We start from the raw sequence: 21651 nt of genomic DNA, 5'->3' as shown, positions 1-21651 counted from the left end.
GGAGGGGGCACCCACGCGAGCGGGGGGATGGGGACAGTAGATGACACGATGCCGACTCTGCGGCTCGGAAGCGATGGCGAGCGTCGTCGATCTCGGGGCGACGCCACCATGTGAGAGCTTTCTCGCCGCGGACCAACTGGACCAGCCGGAACCCGCGTACCCGCTGCATCTGCGGGTCTGCACCGACTGCTGGCTCGCGCAGATCCCTCCGCTGATCACGCCGGAGGAGACGTTCAAGGAGTACGCGTACTTCTCCTCGTACTCGACCTCCTGGGTGGAGCACGCGCGCACGTTCGTCGCCGACGCCGTACAGCGGGTGGGTCTCGGCCCCGACGCCTTCGTGGTCGAGGTCGCGAGCAACGACGGGTACCTGCTGAGGCACGTGGTGGACCGGGGGATCCGCTGCCTCGGCATCGAGCCGTCGGTGAACGTCGGCGCCGCGGCGCGGGACGCGGGTGTGCCCACGCTCACGGAGTTCCTGGATCCGGCGACCGGCTCGGCCGTCCGCGCCGAGCACGGCCCGGCGGACCTGGTCGTGGCCAACAACGTGTACGCGCACATCCCCGACGTGGTCGGGTTCACCCGGGGGCTGCGCGCCCTGGTCGCCGACGACGGCTGGGTCTCCATCGAGGTGCAGCACCTGCTGACCCTGATCGAGGAGAACCAGTACGACACGATCTACCACGAGCACTTCCAGTACTACACGGTCGCCTCCGCGACCCGGGCGCTGGCGAGCGGCGGACTCGCGCTCGTGGACGTCGAACTGCTGCCCACACACGGCGGTTCCATCCGGCTGTGGGCCCGCCCGGCCGAGGTGGCCGGCGAGCCGAGCCGCCGGGTGGCCGACGTGCTGGACCGGGAGAAGGCCGCCGGGCTGCAGGAGCTGTCCGGGTACACCGAGTTCTCCGCCCGGGTGGCCAAGGTGCGCCGGGACCTGCTGCGGTTCCTCATCGAGGCGGCCGAGCGGGGCGAGACGGTCGTCGGCTACGGCGCCCCGGGCAAGGGCAACACCCTGCTCAACCACTGTGGCATCCGGCCCGACCTGCTCCCGTACACGGTCGACCGCAACCCCTACAAGCACGGCAGGTTCACCCCGGGCACCCGCATCCCGATCCTGCCGCCCGAGCGGATAGCCGCCGACAGACCGGACTACGTGCTCGTCCTCCCGTGGAACCTGCGGGCCGAGCTGGTCGAGCAGCTGTCCTTCGTGCACGACTGGGGCGGCCGACTGGTCCTCCCCATCCCGGAACTGAGCATTGTCGAGGTCAAGGCATGAAGGTCGTACTGTTCTGCGGCGGTTACGGGATGCGGATGCGCAACGGCGCCTCCGACGACGTGCCCAAGCCGATGGCGATGGTCGGCCCGCGTCCGCTGATCTGGCACGTCATGCGCTACTACGCGCACTTCGGGCACACGGAGTTCATTCTGTGCCTCGGGTACGGGGCGCACCACATCAAGAACTTCTTCCTCAACTACGAGGAGACGACGTCCAACGACTTCGTGCTGCGGGGCGGGCGGACCGAGCTGCTGTCCACCGATATCGCCGACTGGACGATCACGTTCGCGCAGACCGGCATCGAGTCACCGATCGGGGAGCGGCTGCGCCGGGTGCGGCACCACCTGGACGGCGACGAGATGTTCCTCGCCAACTACGCCGATGTGCTCACCGATGCCCCGCTGCCGGAGATGATCGACCGGTTCGCCCGGCGGGACGCCGGTGCGTCGATGATGGTGGTGCCGCCGCAGTCCTCGTTCCACTGTGTGGAGCTGGGCGAGGACGGCCTGGTGGGGGGCATCACCGCGGTGAGCGAACTGCCGCTGTGGGAGAACGGCGGCTACTTCGTGCTCCGCCAGGAGGTCTTCGACCACATCCCGGAGAACGGGGACCTGGTCGCTGACGGATGCGCCCGACTGGCCAAGCGCGGCCGACTGGTGGCGCACCAGCACCGTGGCTTCTGGAAGCCGACCGACACCGTGAAGGAGCGGGCCGCGCTCGACGACGCGTACGCCCGGGGCGACCGCCCGTGGGCCGTGTGGGAGCGGGACAGCGCGAGTACCGGAGCGAGGGCGTGATCCGGCTCGGGGCCAGGCCCCTGGACCGGATCGTCGCGGTGGGCGCGCACTGCGACGACATCGCCATCGGCGCCGGCGGCACGCTGCTGACGCTGTGCCTCGCGCGACCGGGTATCCGCGTCGACGCCCTGGTGCTCTCCGGCGGCGGCAGTGAGCGGGAGCGGGAGGAGCGGGCCGCGCTGGCCGCCTTCTGCCCGGGCGCCGACCTGCGGCTGACCGTGCTCAAGCTGCCGGACGGCCGGATGCCCGCACACTGGGACGAGGCCAAGGCCGCGGTCGAGGAGCTGCGCGTGCAGACCGACCCGGATCTGGTCCTTGCGCCGCGTACCGATGACGCGCACCAGGATCACCGCGGCCTGGCGCGGCTGCTGCCCACCGCGTTCCGCGACCACCTCGTGCTCGGCTACGAGATCGTCAAGTGGGACGGCGATCTCGGCCGTCCGGCGGCGTACCAGCCGCTGTCGCCGGAGATCGCCGAACAGAAGGTACGGCTGCTGCAGGAGCACTACCCCTCGCAGCGGCACCGGCCCTGGTACGACCGCGAGGCCTTCCTCGGTCTTGCCCGGATCCGCGGCATCGAATGCCACGCGCGCTACGCCGAGGCGTTCGCCGTCACCAAACTCACGCTCAACCTGGGGGGTTGAACCTTGCGCGTACTGCTGACCGGACATCAGGGCTACCTGGGCACCGTGATGGCCCCGGTCCTCGCGGCCGCCGGGCACGAGGTCGTCGGTCTTGACGCCGGCCTGTTCGCCGACTGCGTGCTGGGCCCGGCGCCCGCGGACCCGCCGGGGCCGCGGGTGGACCTGCGCGACGTCACGGCCGACCACGTGGCCGGGGTGGACGCCGTGATCCACTTGGCCGCGCTCTCCAACGACCCGCTGGGATCGCTGGCGCCGGAGCTCACCTACGACATCAACCACCACGCGTCCGTACGGCTGGCCCGGCTGGCCCGCGACGCCGGAGTGCGGCGCTTCCTGTACGCGTCGACCTGCTCGGTCTACGGCGCCGCCGGCGGCGACGAGTTGGTGACCGAGGACGCCCCGCTGCGCCCGGTGACGCCGTACGCGGAGTCCAAGGTGCGAGTGGAGGACGACCTGCACGCGCTCGCCGACGGCGACTTCAGCCCGGTGTTCATGCGCAACGCCACCGCCTTCGGCTACTCGCCCCGGCTGCGCGCCGACATCGTGCTCAACAACCTGGTGGGCCACGCCCTCCTGTCCGGCGAGGTGCTGGTGCTGTCCGACGGCACCCCCTGGCGCCCGCTGGTGCACGCCGCCGACATCGCACGCGCCTTCACGGCCGCGCTCACCGCGCCGCGCGAAGCGGTGCACGACCGGGCGTTCAACATCGGCAGCGAGACCAACAACGTCACGGTCGCCGAGATAGCGGAACAGGTCGCCGAGGCGGTGTCCGGCGCGAAGGTGGTGATCACCGGGGAGACCGGTGCCGATCCGCGGTCGTACCGGGTGGACTTCTCCCGGTTCCGCGCCGCGATACCCGGCTTCGACTGCGAGTGGACGGTGAAGCGGGGCGCCCTCGAACTCGCCGACGCCTACCGGACGTTCGGGCTGACCCGGGAGGACTTCGAGCGGCGCTTCACCCGCCTCGCCGTGCTGCGCGCGGCATCCGAGGCCGACACCGTCGACGCCACCCTGCGGCGGCGCGGATGACCGCGGTCGGCGCAGAGATGCACACGCTGGTGGAGCGGCTGTACCCGCTCTGCCGGAGCATCACCGGCGACGGAGTGCGCGCCACCCTGGAGATCGTCGGCGAGTACGTCCCGCTGCACGTGCACGAGGTACCGACCGGGACACAGGTGCTGGACTGGACGGTGCCGCAGGAGTGGAACATCCGGGACGCCTACGTCGCCGACACCGCCGGCCACCGGGTCGTCGACTTCGCCGCGTCCAGCCTGCACGTGCTCGGCTACAGCGTGCCGGTGTCGGCCACCATGCCGCTGTCCGAGCTGCGCGCGCACCTGCACACCCTGCCGGACCACCCGAGTTGGGTTCCGTACCGCACCAGCTACTACCAGCCGGAGTGGGGCTTCTGCCTGGCCCAGGAGACCTTGGACGCGCTGCCGGACGGCGACTACGAGGTACGCGTCGACTCCACGCTCGAAGACGGCCACCTCACCTACGCCGAGCATGTGATTGCCGGTCAGGTCCCGGACGAGGTGATCGTCTCCTGCCACGTCTGCCACCCGTCGCTGGCCAACGACAACCTGGCCGGCATCGCGGTGGCGACGTTCCTGGCCCGGGCGCTGGCACAGCAGACGCCGTACTACACCTACCGGTTCATCTACGCGCCCGGCACCATCGGGGCGATCACCTGGCTGGCCCGCAACGCGGAGCGGGTGGAACGGGTCAAGCACGGCCTCGTGCTGGCCTGCGCCGGCGACTCGGGCCAGCTGACGTACAAGAAGAGCAGACGCGGCGACGCGGAGATCGACCGGGTGATGCGGCACGTCCTTGCCGCATCCGAACGACCCCACGAGGTCAGCGAGTTCACCCCGTACGGCTACGACGAGCGGCAGTACTGCTCGCCCGGGTTCGATCTCGGGGTGGGCTCGCTCAGCCGGACCCCGTACGCCGGGTACCCCGAGTACCACACCTCGGCGGACAACCCGGACTTCGTCACCCCGGAGGCGATGGCGGACACGCTCGCCGTCTGCCGCGAGGCGTTCGCCGTGCTCGACCGCAACCGGCGGTACGTGAACCTCAGCCCCTACGGCGAACCACAGCTGGGCCGACGCGGGTTGTACGAGTCGCTCGGCGGCCGCAGCGACGCGAAGCAGGCCCAGATGGCCATGCTCTGGGTGCTCAGCCTCTCCGACGGCGAGCACAGCCTGCTGGACGTCGCCGAGCGGTCCGGGCTGCCGTTCGACACCGTCGCCGTCGCGGCCGACGCCCTGCACGGCGCCGGGCTGATCAAGACATGACGCCGATGACCGCCGAAGGGGAGAAGACGACGCCACCGGCCGGATCCGCCCGGCGGGCCCTCCTCGGCAGGCTGTCCTGGGGCCTGGCCGACCAGGCGGCCTCCAGCATGAGCAACTTCGCGGTGGGCATCTACGTGGCCCGCTCGCTGGGGGTGACCGCGTTCGGCGTCTTCAGCCTGGCCTGGGTGACCTACGGCGTGGTGCTCAACGTCTCCCGCGGCCTTGCCACCGACCCGCTCGTGGTGCGCTTCAGCGGTGTGCCGGACGCGTCCTGGCGCGGGGCGGTGGCCCGGTCGACCGGGACCGCACTCGGCGTCGGATCCGCCATCGGCGCGGCGTGTCTGGTGGCCGGGCTCGGTCTCGGCGGTCGCCTGGGGCCCGCGTTCGTCTGCCTCGGCGTCATGCTGCCGGGGCTGCTGCTCCAGGACGCCTGGCGGTACGCGTTCTTCGCCGCCGGCACCGGGCGGAAGGCGTGTCTCAACGACCTCGTGTGGGGCGTCGCGCTCGTCCCGGCCATGGTGGTGGCAGCCCGTGTGGGCAGCGTGGCCGCTTTCGTGCTCGCCTGGGGCGCGTCCGCCACGGTGGCCGCGGGGTACGGCTACCTCCAGTCCGGCATCCGGCCCCGGATGACCCGGGCGCGCGCGTGGCTTCGCGAACAGCGCGATCTCGGCTACCGGTACCTGGTCGAGAACGTCAGCCTCAGCGGCGCGAGCCAGCTGCGGGCGTACGGGCTCGGCGCGATCGTCGGGGTCGGCGCGGTGGGCGCGGTGCGGGGCGCCGAGCTGCTGCTCGGCCCCTTCCTGGCCGTGCTCATGGGGCTTTCGCTGGTCACCGTCCCGGAGGCGGCACGGGTGCTACGGCGGGCCCCGCACCGGCTCGGCAGGTTCTGCCTCCTGCTGGGCGGCGGGCAGGCCGCCGGCGCGCTGCTCTGGGGCTCGGCCCTGCTGCTGATGCCCGGCCGGCTCGGCGAGATGGTGCTCGGCGACGTCTGGCACTCCGCCTCTCAGCTCATCGTGCCGATCAGCCTCGGCGTCGCCGGGGCGGGCCTCGGCACCGGCGCGGCGGCCGGGCTGCGCGCGCTCGGCGCGGCCCGGCGCGGCCTGCGCTGCCAGTTGTTCGCCTCCGCCTGCTACGTCGGCGGCGGGCTCGGCGGTGCGGCCGCCGCCGAGGCGGTCGGCTCGGCCTGGGGCGTCGCGGCCGCGACCGTCAGCGGTTCGGCCGTGTGGTGGCTGCAATTGCGGGCCGCCCTGCGTGAGCACGTTCAAGAACCGATCCGCGAAGTGAGGACGTCATGACCGCGCAACCCAGGCTGAGCATCGGCCTGCCCGTGTACAACGGCGAGAAGTACCTGGCCGAGTCGCTCGACGCCCTGCTCGGCCAGACCTACGAGGACTTCGAGCTGGTCATCTCCGACAACGCCTCGGCCGACGGGACCGAGGACATCTGCCGCCGATACGCGGCGAAGGACTCGCGCATCCGGTACATCCGGCTGCCCCGGAACATCGGCGCCACACCGAACCACAACCATGTGCTCGCCGAGTCCCGCGGCGAGCTGTTCAAGTGGGCCTCGCACGACGATCTGTACGGCCGGGACCTGCTGCGGCTGTGCGTGGAGGCACTCGACGAGCGGCCGGAGATGATCCTCGCGCACACCGGCCAGGCGGTCATCGACGGCGACGGCAAGGTGAAGGTCCCCTACGAGTACACGCTCGCCACCGACTCGCCGCACGCGCCGGAGCGCTTCCGCAGTCTGCTGTTCGAGCCCGGCGGCGACGACTTCTACGGGGTCATGCGGACCGACATGCTGCGCCGGGTGAAGCCGATGGACAGCTACCACCACGCGGACCGCACGTATGTCGCCGAGATCACCCTGCACGGGCCCTTCCACCAGGTGCCGGAGCTGCTGTACTTCCGCCGCGACCACCCCACCCGCGCCGAGCGGGCGAACCCCTCCAAGCGCTCCCGGTGCGTCAACCTCGACCCGCGCCGCGCCGGCCTGCTGCACCCGACGCCCCGGCTGCTCGCCGAGTACGTCTGGGGCTTCGCCTCGGCGATCCGGCGGGCGCCGTTGCCCGCGGCCGACCGGCGGGCGTGCTACCGCCACCTGGCCGCATGGATGACCAGCCGGGTCCGGCCGGGCGCCGGCGAGCGGGTCGAGGACCGTGCCCCGGTCGGTCCGGACCGGCTCAGCGTCTCCGTCGACGCCCTGGTCGCCGGCCGTGAGGGAAGGCAGGCATGACGTCCGCGGACAGAGCCCAGGTACGCGTCGGGGTGTTCGGCCTGCTCGGCTCCGGCAATCTCGGCAACGACGGGTCGCTGGAGGCCGTGCTCGGGTACCTGAGGCAGCGGCACCCGGAGGCGGCCGTGGACGCGCTGTGCGGCGGGCCCGAGGCCGTCACGGCCCGGTTCGGGATTCCCGCGACCCGGCTGCACTGGTACCGCGGGGAGTACCGGACCGCCTCGCGCGCGGGCGCGATCGTGGGGAAGGGTCTGGGCAAACTCGTCGACGTGTTCCGCACCGCCGCCTGGGTGCGCCGGCACGACGTGGTGATCGTCCCGGGCATGGGAGTCCTGGAGGCCACGCTGCCGCTGCGGCCGTGGGGCTTCCCGTACGCGCTGTTCCTGCTCTGCGCGAGCGGCCGGCTGCTGCGCACCCGGGTCGCGCTGGTCGGCGTCGGGGCCGCCGAGATCCGCAACCGGCCGACCCGGGCCCTGGTGCGCTGGTCGGGACGGCTGGCCGCGTACCGGTCCTACCGGGACGACCAGTCCCGTGACGCGATGCGGGCGATGGGCGTGGACACCGCGCGCGACAAGGTCTACCCGGACCTCGCGTTCTCCCTGCCCGCACCGCGGGCGAGCGAGCCCTCCGGTGCGCCGGGCCCGGTCTGCGTCGGTGTCATGGACTTCCACGGGGGCAATGACGACCGCGACCGGGCCGAGGAGATCTACCGGCGCTATCTCGACGGGACGACCCGGTTCGTGCGCACGCTGGTCGAGGAGGGCAGACCGGTCCGGCTGCTCACCGGCGACATCTGCGACGCGTCGGTGGTCGCAGCGATCCTCGACGCGGTGGACTCGCCTCTGGTCACCGCGGCCGAGCCGGCCTCGCTGGCCGACCTGATGGACGAGATGGCCGCCGCCGACACCGTGGTGGCGGTCCGATACCACAACCTGATCTGCGCGCTGAAGACCGGCACACCGGCGCTGGCGCTCAGCTACGCGGCGAAGAGCGACGCGCTCATGGAGCGGATGGGTCTCGGCGCGTACTGCCACCCGGCGCGCGAGGTCGACGCCGATCGGCTGCTCGAGCAGTTCCGGGCGCTGGAGAAGCGATCGGCCGAGCTGCGGCAGACCCTCACCGAGCGGAACGTGGCCGCTGCCCGGCAGCTGCAGGACCAATTCGCCGAGTTGACCACGGCCCTGTTCCCGGCGACCGACCACGCCCACGCCCTGCGGGAGGCACCATGAAGGCGACCGAAGTCCCGGCCATCCACGGGACGTACCTGTTCGAGCCGACGCCGTACGCCGATGAGCGCGGTTTCTTCTGCCGCACCTTCGACGCCGACGTGGTCCGCTCGGTGGGGCTCGACCCGGGCGCCTTCGTCCAGGACAGCGTGTCCCGCTCGGTCCGCGGCGTGCTGCGCGGCCTGCACCTGCGCTCGGGCGCCGGTGAGGCCAAGCTCGTTCGGTGCTCGTACGGGAGGATCTTCGACGTCGTCGTGGACCTTCGGCCCGACTCGCCGACCTACCGCAACCGGGCCTTCTTCGAGCTGTCCGGCGAGACGCAGGTGACCCTGTACATCCCGGCGGGATGCGCGCACGGCTTCCAGGCGCTGACCGAGACCGCCGACACCTCGTACCGGATCGACCGCCCGCACGATCCGGCCGAGGACGTCACCATCGCCTTCGACGACCCGGAGCTCGCCATTGCCTGGCCGCTGCCGGTCACATCGATGTCCCAGCGGGACCGGGCGGCGCCGAGCCTCGCCGAGGTCCTGAAGCAACGTGAGAAGTGAGGTCGGGGTGGACACCGAACACACCGAAGGGACCGAGGAGTTCCTCCTGCCCCGGTCACGGGCGGCGAACGAGCGACTGCACGCCCTGATCCCCGGGGGCGCGCACACCTACGCCAAGGGCGACGACCAGTACCCCGAGAACCTGGCCCCGGTCATCAGCCACGGCCGCGGTGCCCACGTGTGGGACATCGACGGCAACCGCTACATCGAGTACGGGTCCGGACTGCGGTCGGTCAGCCTCGGCCACGCCCACCCACGGGTGATCGAGGCGGTGCGGCGGGAACTCGACCGCGGCAGCAACTTCGTCCGGCCGTCCATCGTGGAGGTCGAAGCCGCGGAACGCTTCCTGGCCACGGTGCCGACCGCGGAGATGGTGAAGTTCGCGAAGAACGGCTCCGACGCCACCACCGCCGCGGTGCGCCTCGCCCGCGCCGCCACCGGGCGTCCGAGGGTGGCCATCTGCGCCGACCATCCGTTCTTCTCCGTCGACGACTGGTTCATCGGCACCACACCGATGTCCGCCGGTGTTCCGGCGGTGACCAACGAGCTCACGGTGGCGTTCCCTTACGGGGACCTGGCCGCCACGGAGGAGCTGCTCACCCGGTACCAGGACGAGGTCGCCTGCCTGATCCTCGAACCCGCCACCCACACCGAGCCGGCGCCCGGGTACCTCGCCGGTCTGCGCGAGCTGGCCGACCGGCACGGCTGCGTACTGATCTTCGATGAGATGATCACCGGCTTCCGCTGGTCCGAGGCAGGCGCCCAGGGTCTGTACGGCGTCGTCCCCGACCTCTCCACGTTCGGCAAGGCGCTGGGCAACGGGTTCGCCGTCTCCGCGCTGGCCGGGCGCCGCGAACTGATGGAGCGGGGCGGGTTGCGTCACTCCGGCGACCGGGTGTTCCTGCTGTCCACCACGCACGGTGCGGAAACACATTCCCTGGCAGCCGCGATGGCCGTGCAGACCACCTATGTCGAAGAGGGCGTCACCGCGCGGCTGCACGCCCTCGGCGAGCGGTTGGCCGCCGGTGTCCGCGACGCCGCGGCCGGCATGGGCGTCGGCCACCACATCGTCGTCCGGGGCCGGGCCAGCAACCTGGTCTTCGCCACCCTCGACGAGAACCGCCGGCCGTCGCAGCGGTACCGCACCCTGTTCCTGCGCAGGCTCCTCGCGGGCGGGGTGCTGGCCCCGTCGTTCGTGGTGAGCAGCGCCCTCACCGACGCCGACATCGACCGCACCGTCGAGGTGGTGGCCCAGGCATGTGCGGTGTACCGGAAGGCACTTGACGACGCTGACCCCACCCCCTGGCTGGCCGGACGGCCGGTGAAGCCCGTATTCCGCCGCTTGGTGTGACGTGACGTCAGCGACGCTCCTGCCGACCGGCGTCGGCCATCCGATCGACCAGCCGGTCGGCCGTGCTGTCGACCAGCCACGCGGACGCCGGGACCAGGGCCAGCGCGGTGCACCAGCCGCCGAGGACGTCGGTCGGGTAGTGCGCGCCCAGGGCAACCTGCGCCCATCCCATCGCGGCGCCGGCCACCAACGCCGCGGCGAGCACGAGTGATGTGGCGGCCGTCCCGCCGAGGCGGAGCCGGCCGGTCGCGAGCAGCGCCGTCGCGAGGGCGAGCGCGGTGGCGAAGGCGGTGTGCCCGCTCGGATAGGACAGGTTGTCGGCGCCGTGGATAGTGCGTCCCACCAAGGACTTGAGCAGCGTCGCCGTCACCACGGAGATGCCCGTCCCGGCAACGACGAACACCGCCGCGCGAGGACGCCGAAGCAGCAGGCAGCCTGCCACGGCGGCCACGACCAACACCGCCGCTCCGGCGGGCTCCCCCAAGAAGTCGATGGTCAGAGCGACGTTCCGGCACGGCGGCCGCACACTGTCCGCCGTCGGCTGGACGATCCATCTGTCCACACTGCCGGGCCGGCTGTGGTCGGCATACACGACTCCGAGCACGACGACCACCAGCGCGGCGAGGGCCGCGATCGGCCCGAGCCACACACGCAGCGGTGGGGGCAGCACCGCGGGCTGCTCCGACCGGCCGGTCACCCGCCCACCGCGTCCGGTCGACGTACGGTGCTGTGCCGTGACCGGTAGATGGCGTTCCGGAGCTTGACCTCATGGCCCAGTCCCCGTGGGACCACGAGTCGGTCACCGACCGGCGGATCGACCTGCTGATGCCCGCGCCGACGACCGCTCCCCACGACGGCTGGACGTTGTTTACGGACGACTCCGGTGACCGTGAGTCCGGGCGCGCCACGGCCCATGCCCGTCAGTACCTCGGCTCCCGCGGGCAGGTCGGAAACGGCATCGTCGCGGCCACCACCACCCGGGCCGATGAGCGCGTGCACGACCCATCGCACACCGTCGCCCAACGAGCCCCCCGTCGTGTCTGACTTGGCCCGCGCGGGAGCCATCGGCCTGCGCGGCCCCGAACTCGCCAGCTTGTCCACCACCCTGGCCAAGGCCATCGGAATCAGCCTCTCCTCGCCACCCTAACCAACAATGCGGTCGCGGCAAACCGCTGCGCTGGGCTCGCCCGTGCTCGCACACCCGCCTCCCCGCAGAGGGAAGCCGGTATCCAGGACGAGGGTCTCTCAGCCGGCGTGCAGGATCCGCAAGCGATCGGGTTCCGCCGGATCTCGACCAACGACTTGGATCGGCGTCCGAGCCCATTGCCAGACGCTGATGCCCGGCGTGCGGGAGAACGCAGCACATCGGCGAGGACGGCGACCGTGTCGTAACCCTCGAAGGCGACGAAGGAGGGCGCTCGAGTGGTCTTCCGCCGATACCGCCGGCGTCATTGACATCGCGAGCGGCCGGCTCCAGTCCAGCGAGCACGTGGCGGCCCGCCTCGATCCAGCCAGGCCGAGTCAGCGGAACGAGAGCGCCGATCCGGACGGGTGACCCATCAGTCCGCTCCGCCTCAGGTGGCGGTGGTGGCGTAGTCATGCGGGGGCGTCTCCCGGGTGACGATGCGGTCGCGGTTCGCCCAGATCGCGGGCCGGATCGCACAGCGGCAAGGCCCGGCAGCACGCGTTCATCTCGTCTGACCGTGGCGGACGCACCTGGGTGACCATGCCGGACACGGCATCCGCCCCAGTTCGAGGTCAGCCCCGTCGGTGCCGGGTGAAGGACGTGCGTGGCAGGGCCGCGATGAGGTGATCGAGTTCGGCGCGGGTGCCGATCGTGATGCGTACGCTGTCGGGCGCGCCCCAGGTGGTGAGGGAGCGTACGAGGATTCCGTGGCGTTCCAGTTCGGCGGCGACGGTGTCGGCGTTGCCGACGCGGGCCTGGAGGAAGTTGCCGGCCGAGGGCAGATGGCGGATTCCGAGGCCGGTGAGGGCGTCGGCGAGGAGTTCGCGGTGGGCGATCGTCTCCTGCCGGCGGTGCGTGATGTCCTGGGTGAGGGATGCCTCGGCCGCGGCCAGGCCGAGGGTGTTGACCTCGAAGGGGACCTGGGCCGACATGGCCGCCTGGACGAGCTCGGGCGGCATGACGGCGTAGCCGACGCGGAGGCCGGCGAGACCGTAGATCTTGGAGAACGTGCGCAGGACCACCAGGCGGTGGGCGTGCGCCCCGGTGGCCGGGGCGGCGAATTCACGGATGCCGTCGGGGTGGTCCGGGCCGTCGACGTACTCGAAGTACGCCTCGTCCAGGACCGGGACGACATGGGCGGGAAGACGGTTGAGGAAGGTGGCGACCTCGGCGCGGGTGAGCAGGCCCCCTGACGGGTTGTTGGGGTTGGCCAGGTAGGCGATCTTCGTGCGCGGGGTGATGGCGCGGAGGATGGCCTCGGTGTCGAAGGAGCCGCCGGAGGTGAGAGGGACCCCGACCGCAGTGGCCCCCATCTTGAGCGTCTCCAGGTGGTAGGCGAGAAAGCTCGGGCGGCCGAACACCGCCTCGTCCCCCGGCTCCAGGAGGCAGAGGGAGAGGTAATGCATGATCGCGGTGGTGCCGCCGGCGACGAAGACGCGCTCCTCGGGGACGTCGTGGTGGGCGGCGATGGCCCGGCGGAGGGCGGAGTAGTCGCCCTCGGGGTAGCGGTTTCCGGCTGCGAGTGCCAACCGGATGGCCTCCTGGGCCGCGGGGAGCGGGCCGTAGCTGCCCTCGTTCTGGGCGAGTTGGACGAGCGGGCCCGTACCGCGCTCCGGGCTGCGGCGCAGCACCGCCACGCCTCCGGCGCGGTACCGCGCCAGCTGCGCGAGCGCCGGCTTGAGCTGGAATGTCGTGGCCATAGGTGGTCCCCCGTGGATGATGACGTGTGGCAGGGCGTTGGGCGCGTCGGGCGTGCCCGTCAGTCGGGCGGGGCGATCGACGGCTCGTGGCCGAAGACGCCCCCCGGGCGGGTGACGGTGTACCCGCCGCCGGCGCATGCCCGCCGAGGCCGACGCTCGGGCACGGCCCCTCGGGCAGGGGCACACCCCGCCCTTTGCAGAGGGTGGTGTGGAGGTCGTTGAGCACGGCGCCGGCCTCCGCGACGAACGCCCGGGGATCCTTGGGGTCGATGGTGATCGGGCCGCCGTGGCCGCCGGAGATTTGTCGCATGGGAACGTCCCTCCTTGGGCGGGCGAGCGCACCCGCACCGGGGTGGGTGCGGTCGGTGGGTCGGCGTGTCTACGACGAGACGGCCGCGCAGACCGGCGCGTCGGCCGCGCGCGGCACCGGCACGGTCGGCTCGTCCGACGGCAGGAGCGCGGTGAACGGTGGCATCTCCTCGGCGGGGATGCGGAGTTCGAGGACGCCGGGACGGTCCGGGTGCCGCTCGTGGTAGTCGGCGAGGCGGGCGCGCAGCTCCGCGGCCGTGCCCGCGCTGCCGACCCACAGCCGGCCGGGCGGGCCCAGACCGCGGGCCACCTGGGCGATGTCCACCGGTGCGTACTGGACGCACTCGATCCGCGACTCGAAGAACGTCTGCTGGCGGGTGGCGCACATGCCGTGCATGTTGTTGTTGAAGATGACGTAGAGCACCGGGAGCCGCAGATCGACGGCCGTGTGCAGTTCGAGCCCGTTCATCAGGAAGGCGCCGTCACCGCACAGCACGGTGGTGCGGGTGCCGGACGGCGAGCCCAGCTGCGCGCCGACCGCGGCGGCCAGGCTGTAGCCCATCCCGCCCATGCCGAGCGCGATCGTCGAGGTGCTGCCGGCCGGCACATGGGAGAGGTGGATGGCCGCCGACGCGCAGTTCCCGGCGTCGAGCACCACATGACCGTCACGGGGGAGGTACGCCGTCAGCAGCGAGATCGCCTCGCTCTGGAGCAGATCGTCGCCGTCGGCACCGTTCCCGGGCGGCCGGGACGGCACCGGGGGCGCAAGCCGGGGCCGGAACCGGCGAAGCTCGTACGCGCCCGGCTCCGGCGCCTCGAAGGGCTCGGCGTCCCACAGCCGCAGCAGATGCTCGAAGGTGACGCCTGCATCACCCCGTACGACGATCCGCGGGGCGACGGCCCGGACGGCCTCACCGGGGTCGGGGTTGACCACGGCCACCGCCGCGCCGTTCAGCTCCGGCACCGGGCCGCGGGTCATCGTGTTCAGCCCGGTGCCTACGGCGACCACGAGGTCGGCGTCGAGCACGGTGTCCGCCACGGAGCTGTGGCCGGCCACACCGAGCACACCGAGGTAGCGCGGATCGTCATTGGGAAACTCCGCCCGCGCGGACATCGTGGTCGCCACGCGAAGCCCCGCACGCCGGGCGAACCGCACCACGGCCGACGGGTTGCCGCTCCTGCGCACTCCGTGCCCCAGCACGAGGACCGGCCGCTTCGCCCGGCGTATCTCGTCGAAGAGCGTGCGCGCCGCCTCGCGATCGAACGTCGGGCGCTCCGCCACCTCCGCGAGCGTCGCGGGGAAGCCGTCGGGACGGTCCCCGACCTCGGCCTCGAACACGTCACGCGGTACCAGGACCGCCACCGGCCCGGGCCGCCCGCTGAGCGCGGTCCGTACGGCGTCGAGCACATCACGCCAGAAGGTCTCCGGCGGGCCCAGCTTGACGACCTTCTTGGTGATCGCGCCCAGCATCGCCTCCGCATCGACCGTACGGCCGATGCCCGACGAGTCCTGGAACGCGCCCCGGCCCTCCAGGGCGGTGGGCGGCTGGCCGATCAGGGCCAGCACGGGAACGGACTCGGCATACGACTCGGCGAGCCCTACGCCGAGGTTCATCATCGCCCCGCCCGACGTCGCACAGCAGACCCCCAGGGTGCGGTGCACCCTCGCCCGGGCATCGGCCATGAACGCCGCACCGTCCTCCCGGCGGGCCATCACCGACCGGAGTTCCCCTTTCCCGAGCCGGTGGATCGCATCATGAAGGTGTTCGATGTTCGCTCCGCTGACCCCGAACACATACTTCGTGTCCCAGTCGCGCAGGAGCATGACGAGCGCATCGGAAACGCGCATTTCTCTGATCCCCCGCGTGTGCTTGCCGCCCGCTCAGTCCGCGGGCGTGATCTGTGTCCCGGCGCCGAAGCGGGTCTCGAGAATGGTCTTGAGGTTCCGGGTCTCGATCTTGTGGATCGCATCGAATTGCGGCCAGATGTCGCCGACCCAGTAGCGGTCGGTCCTGGCCCGGCCCGCGCGGATGTACTCGGGAACGTCGGTGACCGCGCGGTCGTAGTACGGATGCTTGCAGTTGGTCCACAGGACCACCGTGCCGGGCCGGTTGAGCGTCCGCGTGGCGTCGATGACGGTGAAGTAGTAGCGCATCCACAGTTCGTGGCCCTGGTCCCAGGCACACGGGTAATTGATGAGACCGTGCTCCGGGCCCTTGAGCGGGTCCGCGCGGACGAAGATCTCGGTGTTCGGCTGGATCGCCTCCCGACCGCGGTACAGACCGCCGCCGACATACGACAGATCCCGGATGCTGAACGTCCACTCCTCGAGGGAGTGCACATTCGCGCAGTACTCGAAGACCACGTCGTACGGCACATCGATGTACTCGGCGAGCGAGCAGTACGGGCCGAATATCTCCTCGTGGGAGTAGGTCTCCTTCGTCATGTCGCGCATCAGTTTCTCGATGTCGCCGCTGCTGGTGTTCTCACAGCGCACGAGATCCAGAGCGGGCAGGTCCGCGCCGTCCAGTGGCCGGTTGTGGGACGGTGCTGTCATGAGGTCGCTCCCCCGTCATTCGTCATTCGTCATTCGTCATTCGTCATTCACGTCTGCGGATTACCGTTCCACCGCACGGTCATCGCACTCACCATGTCGCCCCCGTTGGAGAACGTGCCGAATGCGAGCAGATCGCCCTGCCGGACAAGACCCTGGTCCAAGGCGTCCGCGAGGGTCACCGGAAGCGACCCGTGAAAGAGATTGCCGTACTTGGCGAGTGTGTCGTGAGCGCGCGGTCTGTCGATACCGCACCGCCGGCGCCACTCCGCGATGTACTCCTCATTGGGCTGGTGGGTGATGAGCAGCGATACGTCCTCGGCCGTCACCCCGGCCTGTTTCAGCGCATGCGCCACGGCCTCCGGCACCAGCGTCAGCGCGTTCTCCCGCAGCAGCTCCAGCCGCTCACGGGTGAAATTGACCGTGATCGGACCGCAGCCCCGCTCCCAGTAGTTCCTGAACACGCCGTCCACGACGTCGGGTTCAAAGCGCAGCAGCCCGTAGTGCGCGCCGTGCGAGCGCTCGAACCCGGCGAGGATGGACGGGTCTCCGGGCGTCAGCAGGGTCGCCGTGGCTCCGTCGCCGAGCACCCGCGAGCGCGTGGAGCGCTGGAACTCGGGAAGCCGTGAGACGAAGTTGGTCACCGTCAGCACCACGATGTTCCGGTGCTGCCCGGATTCGATGAACGCCTGCGCCGTACGCAGTCCGGAAAGCCACGAACAGCAGCTCGTGTCGACCTGAAGGATCGTCGCCCCGTCCGCGCCGACCCGGCCCTGGACGTCCGGTCCGATACCCGGCCAGAACGTGTCATTGAACTGGCAGCTGTAGATGATGAGATCCAGCTCGCTCGCAGACATTCCGGTCCGGTCGAGCAATTTCTGTACGGCACGGACCCCGAGATCCGCCGACGAGTACTCCGGCGAGGCGAAGCGACGCTCCGCGACTCCCCGGAAAAAGGCGTGCTCCGCCAATTCGTCGTCACCGTGCGAGTGCTCGGCATTCGAGACCACTCGATCAGGCATAAAGCTGACAACATCGACTATCCGCGCGGACAGCGACATGCACTCCCCCATGGCCTTCCACATTCCCCCGTTGGTCACCAAGGTTCCCCTTTGCTTACCGCGGTTCTCCCCACTTGCCCTCGGCCGCGGAGCGGTTGACGTACGCCTTGAAACCGGCGGGCGGCCGCCCCAGCGCCTGCTGCACCCCCTCGCTCAACCGCTCGTCCCACCCGTTCCGGATCACCTCGAACAGGCCCGCGAGCAGCCCCGCGTGCTCGTCCGGCAACCCGGACGAGATGGCGCCGCCGACGAACTCCTCCGGCGTGATGTCGAGGAAGCGCACCGGACGGTTCAGTGCCTCGCCGATGAGCGCGGCGGCCTGGCCGAACGACAGCGCCTCGGGCCCGCTCAACTCGTAGATCCGCCCGCTCGTCGGTGAGACCCGCGACGGCGACCTCGGCGATGTCCTCGACGTCCACGAACGGGACCTTGCCGTCGCCCGCGGGCGCCGCGATCACGCCCTGCACCACCTGCTGCTGGAAGAACTCCTCGCTGAAGTTCTGCGCGAACCACGCCGGACGCACCACGGTCCACGCCACCCCGGAGTTGCGCACCGCGTCCTCACAGGTGAGCGCATCCGGAATCGCGGCGCGGTCGATACCCCGGGCGGAGAGCAGCACCAGCCGCCGCACACCCAGATCGACGGCCCGCCGCACAAAAACCGGCACCAGGGCCACCTGCTGGCTCGGCAGCGCCGGCGGCACCAGATACACGGCGTCCGCGCCGGTCAGGGCGCTCTGCCAGGTGGAATCGTCCAGCCAGTCGAAAGAGGTCTCTGTCGAACGCGAAACGGGCCGGACGGTGTGCCCTCCGACGCGAAGCTTGCTGACCACGCGGCGCCCGGTTTTGCCAGTCCCCCCGAGGACGGTCACGGTTTGCGTCATGCCTCGGATCCAACCGGACACCGGGCCCGCGATGGCATGGCTGAGCGTCCACCGGGCATGTCCGTTCGTCCACGATACGCACGTGCGTTCGTCTACGGTGAGCCCGTGGATGTGCTCGCGGACTTACTTCGGCATTCCAGGGCGCGTGGTGCCGCCGTCGCACGGTCGATCGTTCAACCACCGTGGTCTGTCTGTTACTCGGACGCGGCGCCGGTGTCAATACAGGCCGTCGTACGAGGCAGCGCCTGGCTGCTCATGGACGGCAAGCCGCCGAGGCGGCTGCACGCCGGCGATGTCGCCATCGTCCGGGGTCCGCAGCCGCACACCCTCGCCGACCACCCCGCCACCCCGGCGCACATCGTCGTCCACGGTCCGAACCGGTGCGCGCCGGCCGGCGAACCCCTCGACAGGGCGGGCGACCGCCGGCGGACCCCGGCGGGATGCACCTCCAGCGAGCGGCCCCACGGGGAGCGCGGCCATGGGCACGGCGAGGCGGACGACCGGGCGGATCGCGACGGGGTCACGGCCCTCATCCGGGGCGCCTACCGATTCGCCGGCGATGTTTCCCCATGGCTGCTGGAGTCGCTGCCTCCGGTCCTGGTGCTGTCCGGCGCGACCGGTGTCGAAGGGATCCTCGAACTCGTCGGCACCGAGGTCGACCGCCCCGAACCGGTCCAGTCCGTGGTCCTGGACCGGCTGCTCGACCTCCTGTTCATGGTCTCGCTGCGCACGTGGTGGGAGCGGCAGGACAGCGAACCGCCGCGTTGGCGCCGGGCCATGGCGGACCCCGCCATAGGGCACGCGCTGCGACTGCTGCACCAGCACCCGGCCCGCCCGTGGACCGTCGGCAAACTGGCCGACACCGTCGGACTCTCCCGCTCCGGATTCGCCCGCCGCTTCCACACCCTGGTCGGCCGGCCCCCGATCAGCTATCTGTCCCAGTGGCGCATCACCCTCGCCGCCGGTCTGCTGACCGAGCCGGGTCAGACCCTGGACAGCATCGCCCGCACCGTCGGCTACGCGGACGCGTTCTCGCTCAGCAGCACCTTCAAGCGGGTGCGGGGGGTCAGCCCCAACGAGTACCGGGAGGGGTTGGGCGGCGGGCTGTTGTGAAGCCACGCATCCCGCATGTCCCTGGTCCACTCGCGAGAACCGGCCCTCTCACCGGAGTGCCAGGCGCTCCCCTCGCCTTCGCGGACGCCCGTCTCCCACGCCCCTGCGGCGATCTCGACGCGGTGGCGTGCGGCCGGATTCCGCTGGATGTTCGCCGCGTCCGCCGGGTCCCCGCCCATGGGCCCGCCCTGGCCCTGGCCGTGGCCGTCGTCGGTCACCGACACCTCCAGGCGGTCCGGCACCTCGGGGTGCGGCGCGACCCGCACCTCGATGTGCGTCGCCCCCTCCGCGTGCCAGCGCGCATCGGTCAACGACTCCTGCGCGGCGCTGTAGACGGTGGTGGCGAGCTCCGGCGGCACCGAGCGGCCGGTCGGGCGCCCACGGGTGACCGGCTTCGGGCCGTCGGCCGGATGACCCGGGCCCTGGTGCTGGAGGCGGGGCAGACCATAACTGCGGGTAAGTGATTAGTCTCACTCAGTATGGGACACCGCTCGCAGCCCATGCCGGTCTCCCGACTGCCATCATCCCTACCGATGCGGATTTCAGTTGACTCCAAGCGGACCGAAAGAGCAGCGAGGAAAGGGGCGTTGGCGTGAAATCAGCGTGGTCGCGGTGGGTTGCGCCAAGGCGGGCGGGCACCGGCGCGGGTTCCGTTCCCGGCGGGCCGGGAGTGGCCCGTCGCTCATTGGCGGCGAGGCGTTTCGCGGCGGTCGGCGCGGCCGTCGTACTCCTCGGCCAGTTGCTCAGCGGGCTCCCCGCAGCGGCGCAGACCAGCGCCTTGCCGGGATCGGCGTTCCCCCTGGTCCTTGATGTGGACTTGACGCCGAATCCGGTGTGCAGCGGAGCCGTGCGCGGCCGGGTGCAGGTCTACGACCCCGCCGCGGCGAAGGCCGGAGCCACCGTGGAGTGGCGTGTACGTGCCGGTGGGGAGCAGCTGGCCGGTGGGCGCCTCGTCATGGCCGCCAAGGTCGGCACGGCGGAGTTCACCATCCCCTTCGACCGGGTGCCCACAACCGAGACCGCCTTGCGGGTCGACGCCCGTATCGCCGCCACGGCCGGGGGCCATGCGCCCGGCCGCTATGGCAAGGTCTGGCGGGACACGGTACGCCGGGGGTGCGACCCGGTGCGGGTGGCGTCCGTCGGTGACTCCGTCGTCTGGGGGCAGGGCCTGGACCACGACCAAAAGTTTCCCTATCTGACAGGTCAGTTGCTCGGCCGCGAGACCGGCCGGGGCCATCAGAACATGGACTACTCGATCTCCGGAGCGGTGCTCGACGCACCCGAGCTGCCCCCGGGCAACGATGACGCGGCCTGTCTGGACACGACGGAGAAGCAGGATCCGGACGGCGACGGGGAGATGGAGTTCGGCGAGGTCACTCAGCAAATGCCGGATGTGTTCTGCCAACTGGAGAAGGCGGGCGCCCAGGCGCGGGCGGGCGGCTACGGTCTCGATCTGGTCGTGATCAACGGGTGCATCAACGACCTCGATCCCTTCTTGGGCATCGGCGTCGGCATCACCCCCGGCTCGGAGAACCTGCCCGAGGCAGTGAAGCGCGAGTGCTCCGGCATCGGCGCGGCGGCGGAGAACCCGGCCAAGGACGTGCCCTACTTCAGCGGCGCAAAGGTCGGATACGGCGGACGAGGGATGCGGGCGGCCATCGAGAAAGCCCACTCCCTGCCGGGACGGCCGAAGGTGATCGTGGCCGACTTCTACTACGCGCTGAGCCGCAGCACTTCGCCTATCCCGGTGAAGACCTGTTCGCGCCCTGGAGTGACCGGGGCACGGCTGACCGCCTGCAAGAGCGCCCTCGGCAACGTGGCCGAGCGCTACGAGCAGTACACACAACTGGCCAATGCCGCCTACCGTCAGGCGGCGGACGCCGCCAACGAGGCATCCGCGGACGGTCCGTACGCGACCGCGGCCGACGGACTGTTCACCGTGGACAATGCCGTTCTCACCCGTGACTCCAAGGTCTGGGGCACTCCGGTGACCGACCCGGCGTTCCCGCTGCGCACCCGGGCCTGCCCCGAGCTGAGCGCGACTCCGGCGCAGTGTCTGACCGCGGCGGTCGCTCACCCCGACATCGAGGGCGCCCGACAGTACGCCGATGCCTTTCTCCTCAACCCGAGTATTCGCGAGTGGTTCCGCCTCCCCCCGCGGGGACCTGGGGCACAGCTGAACGTCCCGGAGAACGCGCATGTCGGCAGCGAGGTGCGCATGTCGGTGACGGTGGACGGAAAGCCGCCCGCCGCCGGGTACCGCTACCACTGGTACTTCGGCGACGGTACGCAGCAGGAGACCAGCGAGGCCGCCGTCACCCATGCCTACGACCGTAAGGGGCCCTGGCTGCCACGTGTCGTGATGACCGGTCAGGATGGCGGGTCGGTCCTGGCCGAGGCCGCCCGAGCCGTCACCACGGACTGAAGGCTCCGTCCAAGGGGGCGGCTCGCAGACGCCGG

The 21651-nt window shown here is 71.1% G+C and carries 20 protein-coding genes and 2 pseudogenes; 13 read left to right on the top strand and 9 right to left on the bottom strand.

The window, feature by feature from the left end:
- Nucleotides 1–40: 40 nt before the first annotated feature.
- The 10 genes from HUT19_RS34095 to HUT19_RS34050 are packed head-to-tail and all read left to right on the top strand — an operon-like array spanning nucleotide 41 to nucleotide 10384.
- Nucleotides 41–1276, top strand: coding sequence for a class I SAM-dependent methyltransferase (locus HUT19_RS34095; RefSeq protein WP_176184118.1), 1236 nt, complete (start codon nucleotides 41–43; stop codon nucleotides 1274–1276).
- Complete coding sequence (locus HUT19_RS34090; protein ID WP_176184117.1) at nucleotides 1273–2073, top strand: glucose-1-phosphate cytidylyltransferase; 801 nt, start codon at nucleotides 1273–1275, stop codon at nucleotides 2071–2073. The genes HUT19_RS34095 and HUT19_RS34090 overlap by 4 nt, the downstream gene beginning before the upstream one ends.
- Entirely contained in the window at nucleotides 2070–2717 is a 648-nt protein-coding gene (locus HUT19_RS34085) for a PIG-L deacetylase family protein (protein WP_176184116.1), read from the top strand. Before HUT19_RS34090 ends, HUT19_RS34085 begins: the two co-directional genes overlap by 4 nt.
- Nucleotides 2718–2720: 3 nt before the next feature.
- On the top strand, nucleotides 2721–3746 hold the full coding sequence (locus tag HUT19_RS34080; protein WP_176184115.1) for an NAD(P)-dependent oxidoreductase: 1026 nt from the start codon (nucleotides 2721–2723) through the stop codon (nucleotides 3744–3746).
- Nucleotides 3743–5017, top strand: a complete 1275-nt coding sequence (locus tag HUT19_RS34075) for a DUF4910 domain-containing protein (protein WP_176184114.1) — start codon at nucleotides 3743–3745, stop codon at nucleotides 5015–5017. The genes HUT19_RS34080 and HUT19_RS34075 overlap by 4 nt, the downstream gene beginning before the upstream one ends.
- A gap of 5 nt (nucleotides 5018–5022) precedes the next feature.
- Nucleotides 5023–6312 carry a hypothetical protein gene (locus HUT19_RS34070; protein ID WP_176187621.1) on the top strand — a complete coding sequence of 430 codons (1290 nt, stop codon included), beginning with the start codon at nucleotides 5023–5025 and terminating at the stop codon, nucleotides 6310–6312.
- Nucleotides 6309–7256 (top strand): glycosyltransferase family 2 protein, encoded by a 948-nt coding sequence (locus HUT19_RS34065; RefSeq protein WP_176184113.1) that lies wholly within the window; start codon nucleotides 6309–6311, stop codon nucleotides 7254–7256. The genes HUT19_RS34070 and HUT19_RS34065 overlap by 4 nt, the downstream gene beginning before the upstream one ends.
- Nucleotides 7253–8485 carry a polysaccharide pyruvyl transferase family protein gene (locus tag HUT19_RS34060; protein WP_176184112.1) on the top strand — a complete coding sequence of 411 codons (1233 nt, stop codon included), beginning with the start codon at nucleotides 7253–7255 and terminating at the stop codon, nucleotides 8483–8485. Before HUT19_RS34065 ends, HUT19_RS34060 begins: the two co-directional genes overlap by 4 nt.
- Nucleotides 8482–9033, top strand: coding sequence for a dTDP-4-dehydrorhamnose 3,5-epimerase (gene rfbC / locus HUT19_RS34055; RefSeq protein ID WP_176184111.1), 552 nt, complete (start codon nucleotides 8482–8484; stop codon nucleotides 9031–9033). Before HUT19_RS34060 ends, rfbC begins: the two co-directional genes overlap by 4 nt.
- Before the next feature lie 7 nt (nucleotides 9034–9040).
- Nucleotides 9041–10384 (top strand): glutamate-1-semialdehyde 2,1-aminomutase, encoded by a 1344-nt coding sequence (locus tag HUT19_RS34050; RefSeq protein WP_176187620.1) that lies wholly within the window; start codon nucleotides 9041–9043, stop codon nucleotides 10382–10384.
- Between the two features lie 7 nt (nucleotides 10385–10391).
- Here HUT19_RS34050 and HUT19_RS34045 read toward each other — a convergent pair whose 3' ends face one another.
- Complete coding sequence (locus tag HUT19_RS34045) at nucleotides 10392–11081, bottom strand: phosphatase PAP2 family protein (RefSeq protein WP_176184110.1); 690 nt, start codon at nucleotides 11079–11081, stop codon at nucleotides 10392–10394.
- Nucleotides 11082–11152: 71 nt separating this feature from the next.
- On the opposite strand from HUT19_RS34045, the gene HUT19_RS34040 reads away from it, so the two are divergent.
- A complete protein-coding gene (locus tag HUT19_RS34040; protein ID WP_176184109.1) occupies nucleotides 11153–11428 on the top strand; it encodes a transposase in 276 nt (91 codons plus the stop codon).
- Nucleotides 11429–11801: 373 nt separating this feature from the next.
- On the opposite strand, the pseudogene HUT19_RS43475 reads toward HUT19_RS34040, so the two are convergent.
- From HUT19_RS43475 to HUT19_RS44415, 7 genes and pseudogenes are all read right to left on the bottom strand, one after another.
- Nucleotides 11802–11984, bottom strand: a pseudogene (locus tag HUT19_RS43475) (ABC transporter substrate-binding protein); the annotation flags it as partial.
- A gap of 158 nt (nucleotides 11985–12142) precedes the next feature.
- Nucleotides 12143–13270: a histidinol-phosphate transaminase gene (locus tag HUT19_RS34035; RefSeq protein ID WP_176184108.1), complete on the bottom strand. Its 1128-nt coding sequence runs from the start codon at nucleotides 13268–13270 to the stop codon at nucleotides 12143–12145.
- Between the two features lie 379 nt (nucleotides 13271–13649).
- Nucleotides 13650–15428, bottom strand: a complete 1779-nt coding sequence (locus HUT19_RS34030; protein ID WP_176184107.1) for a thiamine pyrophosphate-binding protein — start codon at nucleotides 15426–15428, stop codon at nucleotides 13650–13652.
- 33 nt (nucleotides 15429–15461) lie between these two features.
- Nucleotides 15462–16136, bottom strand: coding sequence for a hypothetical protein (locus tag HUT19_RS34025; protein ID WP_176184106.1), 675 nt, complete (start codon nucleotides 16134–16136; stop codon nucleotides 15462–15464).
- A gap of 47 nt (nucleotides 16137–16183) precedes the next feature.
- On the bottom strand, nucleotides 16184–17233 hold the full coding sequence (locus tag HUT19_RS34020; RefSeq protein ID WP_254885927.1) for a 3-oxoacyl-ACP synthase III family protein: 1050 nt from the start codon (nucleotides 17231–17233) through the stop codon (nucleotides 16184–16186).
- A gap of 16 nt (nucleotides 17234–17249) precedes the next feature.
- Entirely contained in the window at nucleotides 17250–17546 is a 297-nt protein-coding gene (locus HUT19_RS44420) for a hypothetical protein (RefSeq protein ID WP_368661755.1), read from the bottom strand.
- Between the two features lie 70 nt (nucleotides 17547–17616).
- Nucleotides 17617–18078: pseudogene (locus HUT19_RS44415) on the bottom strand (SDR family oxidoreductase); the annotation flags it as partial.
- 57 nt (nucleotides 18079–18135) lie between these two features.
- Between HUT19_RS44415 and HUT19_RS34010 the strand changes: the two are divergent.
- On the top strand, nucleotides 18136–19191 hold the full coding sequence (locus tag HUT19_RS34010; RefSeq protein WP_254885926.1) for an AraC family transcriptional regulator: 1056 nt from the start codon (nucleotides 18136–18138) through the stop codon (nucleotides 19189–19191).
- Here HUT19_RS34010 and HUT19_RS34005 read toward each other — a convergent pair.
- Entirely contained in the window at nucleotides 19095–19550 is a 456-nt protein-coding gene (locus tag HUT19_RS34005; RefSeq protein ID WP_176184104.1) for a hypothetical protein, read from the bottom strand. The genes HUT19_RS34010 and HUT19_RS34005 overlap by 97 nt on opposite strands.
- Nucleotides 19551–19876: 326 nt before the next feature.
- On the opposite strand from HUT19_RS34005, the gene HUT19_RS34000 reads away from it, so the two are divergent.
- Entirely contained in the window at nucleotides 19877–21616 is a 1740-nt protein-coding gene (locus HUT19_RS34000) for a PKD domain-containing protein (RefSeq protein ID WP_254885925.1), read from the top strand.
- Nucleotides 21617–21651 lie beyond the last annotated feature (35 nt).

This window comes from Streptomyces sp. NA02950 (genome assembly GCF_013364155.1).
Taxonomy (GTDB): domain Bacteria; phylum Actinomycetota; class Actinomycetes; order Streptomycetales; family Streptomycetaceae; genus Streptomyces.
Note: the sequence above shows the minus strand (reverse complement) of the source record. Positions and strands in the feature narration are given on the sequence as shown.

Excerpts from the sequence above, each read along its gene's own strand:
- HUT19_RS34010 (WP_254885926.1), top strand. The coding sequence starts at position 18,136 with ATGTCCGTTCGTCCACGATACGCACGTGCGTTCGTCTACGGTGAGCCC.
- HUT19_RS34070 (WP_176187621.1), top strand. The coding sequence starts at position 5,023 with ATGACCGCCGAAGGGGAGAAGACGACGCCACCGGCCGGATCCGCCCGG.
- HUT19_RS34060 (WP_176184112.1), top strand. The coding sequence starts at position 7,253 with ATGACGTCCGCGGACAGAGCCCAGGTACGCGTCGGGGTGTTCGGCCTG.
- HUT19_RS34035 (WP_176184108.1), bottom strand. The coding sequence starts at position 13,270 with ATGGCCACGACATTCCAGCTCAAGCCGGCGCTCGCGCAGCTGGCGCGG.
- HUT19_RS34095 (WP_176184118.1), top strand. The coding sequence starts at position 41 with ATGACACGATGCCGACTCTGCGGCTCGGAAGCGATGGCGAGCGTCGTC.
- HUT19_RS34090 (WP_176184117.1), top strand. The coding sequence starts at position 1,273 with ATGAAGGTCGTACTGTTCTGCGGCGGTTACGGGATGCGGATGCGCAAC.
- HUT19_RS34075 (WP_176184114.1), top strand. The coding sequence starts at position 3,743 with ATGACCGCGGTCGGCGCAGAGATGCACACGCTGGTGGAGCGGCTGTAC.
- HUT19_RS34030 (WP_176184107.1), bottom strand. The coding sequence starts at position 15,428 with ATGCGCGTTTCCGATGCGCTCGTCATGCTCCTGCGCGACTGGGACACG.
- HUT19_RS34065 (WP_176184113.1), top strand. The coding sequence starts at position 6,309 with ATGACCGCGCAACCCAGGCTGAGCATCGGCCTGCCCGTGTACAACGGC.
- HUT19_RS34025 (WP_176184106.1), bottom strand. The coding sequence starts at position 16,136 with ATGACAGCACCGTCCCACAACCGGCCACTGGACGGCGCGGACCTGCCC.
- rfbC (WP_176184111.1), top strand. The coding sequence starts at position 8,482 with ATGAAGGCGACCGAAGTCCCGGCCATCCACGGGACGTACCTGTTCGAG.
- HUT19_RS34040 (WP_176184109.1), top strand. The coding sequence starts at position 11,153 with ATGGCCCAGTCCCCGTGGGACCACGAGTCGGTCACCGACCGGCGGATC.